Below are 2,682 nucleotides of genomic sequence, written 5' to 3'. Positions count from 1 at the left end.
GGGCGCCACCACAGTGCTGTATAACGGCCCGCGTGATGTGACCGTGTGGCCCAAGCTGATTGAGCGCCACCGCGCCACATTGTTTGCCGCCGTGCCGACGCTGTATCGCCAAATCCTGAAATACGGCGATGTGAAACAATACGATCTTTCCAGCCTGCGCCATGGCTGCACGGCGGGCGAGGCTCTGCCCACCGCTTTGCTGGCGGAATGGCAGGAAGTGATGCAGCGGCCGCTCTATGAAGCCCTCGGCATGAGCGAGATTTCCACCTACATCTCCACCGGCCCCGGCATGGCGATCAAACCCGGCAGCCCGGGCAAGCCGCAGCCCGGCCGCCGCATCGCCATCCTGCCGGTGGATGGCGACGACACGCCGCTGCCGGCCGGCGAGATCGGCCTGCTGGCGGTGCATCGCAGCGAGCCTTCGCTGATGCTGGGCTACTGGCATCGGCCTGAGGAAGAAGCCCAGGTCTATCGCGGCGACTGGTTCATCGGCGGCGACCTGGCAGCGCTGGATGCCGATGGTTATCTCTGGCATCACGGCCGCAATGACGACGTGATGAATGCCATGGGCTATCGCGTTTCACCGGCCGAGGTGGAAGCCGCCCTGGCCGAGCATCCGATGGTACAGGAAGTGGCGGTGACCGAATTGCGCGTGCGCGAGGATGTTTCGGTTATCGCGGCTTTCATCGTGCCGCGTGAGGGCGCCCGGCCGGCGCTGGCCGATCTCGACAATTTTGCCCGTGATCGTCTGGCCGCTTACAAATGCCCGCGCGAATGGCGTTTTGTCGCCAGCTTCCCGCGCACCGCCAATGGCAAGGTGCAGCGTAAGAAATTGGCCGAAGCGCCTTTGCTCTAGAGCGGGATGACATCATATTGAAGCGCTACGCCGAGGTAAATTTGGCCTTCGGGTAGGAGCGCGGCGCAGCGCGTAGTGGGGCTACGGGCAAGCCGCGCAACACACCCGAAGGCCAAATTTACCCGGCCCGCAGGGTTTCGCCTGGAGGCGGCATCCACGTCGTCGAAACGCTTGCAGGTACCGCAAGGTACCTGCTGCGCGCTTCTCCTAGTGGCCTACCGCCTCCAGGCGAAACGTAACGCTTCAATATGATGTCATCACGCTCTAATCCCAGCCGAGTTCCTTGTTCTCGCGCACTGCCTGCTCGTCGGCTTCGAGATTCTGTCGCAACTGCGCCCGTGCCTGCTGCTGCAACGAGACATGTTTTTCAACACCCTCCTGCCAATGGGCATGGATATTGCGCAGCAGGGCTTCGTTATGCGCCTTGAAGGTGAGCGCCCGTTTGCGCGCCGAATAGGCGCCGAAGCCGAGCGCCTTGAGCGCCTCCTCGCCAAGCCGCAAGGCGGAGAGAAATGTCTCGCGCTCCAGCACATCCACCTTGCGATCCATCAGGCCGATAACATGCTGCACATCACGCGCCCGGGCGATGATCTTGAGGTTGGGAAAATGCCGCTGCGCCAGATCAACCAGATTGAGCGAGGCTTCAACATTGTCGATGGCAACGATCAGCAGCTTGGCCTTGGCCGCGCCGGCCGCTTCCAGCAGATCAAGCCGGGTTGCATCGCCATAGAATACCTTGAAGCCAAACCGGCGCAGCGCATCGATGATCTCCGGGTCATGGTCCAGCACCGTGGTGGCAATACGGTTGGCATGCAGCAGGCGCACCGCGATCTGGCCCACACGGCCAAAGCCGGCCACGATCACCGGATTGCCCTCATCCTCCATTTCATCCTGCGGTCGCGTATTCACCGCCACCAGGCGCGGCTCGATCACCTTGTCATGCAGCACCAGCAGCAACGGCCCGAACAGCATCGACAACGCCACCGACACGGTGAGCAAGGCGGCAATATCCGCCGGCATGGCGCCCAGGCCCTGCGCCGCGCCGAACAGCACAAAGGCGAATTCGCCGCCCGGTGCCAGCAGGAAGGTGAACAGGCTCAATTGCCCGCGCGGCACCTTGGCGGCCACCGCAAAGCCGAGCAGCACCAAGCCCTTGAGCAGCAGCAGGCCCAGGATGATCGCCAGCACCGCCCAAGGCTGTGCCAGCAGAAGCGCAAAATCCACCGACATACCAACCGAAATGAAGAACAGGCCAAGCAGCAGGCCCTTGAACGGTTCGATATCGCTTTCCAGTTCGTGGCGATATTCGCTTTCGGCCAGCAGCACACCGCCGATGAAGGTGCCCAAAGCCATCGACAGCCCGGCGAATTGCATCAGTGCCGCAATGCCGATCACGATCAGCAAAGCGGCGGCGGTGAAAATCTCGCGCAGGCCGGCACCGGCAATGAAGCGGAAGAGCGGCCGGGTGAGATACCGCCCGCCCAGAACCACGGCGCCGATCACCGCCACCGCCAGGATTGCCGCCTGCCAGCCATCCTGCGTGGTGGCTTGAGCCTGGCGCGCCGCCAGCAGCGGCAGCACGGCCAGAGCCGGGATCACGGCAATATCCTGAAACAGCAGCACCGAGAAAGTGGCCCGCCCGCCCGGCGTCGGCAGCAGGTTACGTTCGGTCAAAGGTTGCAGGCCGATGGCGGTGGAAGACAGTGCCAGGCCAAGACCGGCAATGGCACAGCTTTGCCAGGGCCAGCCAAAGGCCGCGCCCAGCAGGCCCAGCAGCAGCGCGCAACTGCCAAGCTGTGCGCCGCCCAGGCCGATTCGATGATCGC

At 63.4% G+C, this 2,682-nt stretch carries 2 protein-coding genes; one reads left to right on the top strand and one right to left on the bottom strand.

Translation table 11 applies throughout. From position 1 onward, the window contains the following. A partial coding sequence (locus tag KBB36_RS20945; RefSeq protein ID WP_290985867.1) for a class I adenylate-forming enzyme family protein occupies positions 1–856 on the top strand: 856 nt, incomplete at its 5' end. Positions 857–1,120: 264 nt separating this feature from the next. Here KBB36_RS20945 and KBB36_RS20940 read toward each other — a convergent pair. Beyond that, positions 1,121–2,682: cation:proton antiporter (locus KBB36_RS20940; RefSeq protein WP_290985864.1), on the bottom strand; the 1,562-nt coding region annotated here is incomplete at its 5' end.

Origin of the sequence: Ferrovibrio sp. (assembly GCF_017994015.1) — a bacterium.
GTDB lineage: Bacteria > Pseudomonadota > Alphaproteobacteria > Ferrovibrionales > Ferrovibrionaceae > Ferrovibrio.
The sequence above is the reverse complement of the archived record's forward strand: the minus strand, read 5'-3'. Positions and strand labels throughout refer to the sequence as shown.